Source organism: Bacillus sp. GbtcB14 (assembly GCF_019091205.1).
GTDB lineage: Bacteria > Bacillota > Bacilli > Bacillales > Bacillaceae_G > Bacillus_A > Bacillus_A cereus_AG.
The window spans coordinates 1-231 of record NZ_JAGXJT010000338.1 but is presented as its reverse complement, the minus strand read 5'-3'; the positions used below and the strand labels follow the sequence as shown (position 1 = coordinate 231).

The following is a 231-nucleotide window of genomic DNA, read 5'->3' as shown; positions in this document are numbered from 1 at the left end:
AATTTCTCCCTATCCAGGGCCGGCCGTTTTAAGAAAGAAGCTAGCTTCTACATCAAAAGAAGTAGAAGCTTATTTCTTCTTATTTCATACTTTCTAAAAGCTCTTGCTCATAATCATAAAGAGCTGTTGGATAATCTCCATTGTAGTACGCCATACACAGACCGCCATATTTCCCTTCACATGGACGTCCAATTGCATCTACTAATCCATCTTCACTTAAAAATGTTAAAG

At 37.7% G+C, this 231-nt stretch carries 1 pseudogene; it reads right to left on the bottom strand.

Features of this window, described 5'->3' with window-relative positions:
* Window positions 1-79 precede the first annotated feature (79 nt).
* Window positions 80-231: pseudogene (locus KVT31_RS30070) on the bottom strand (amidophosphoribosyltransferase); the annotation flags it as partial.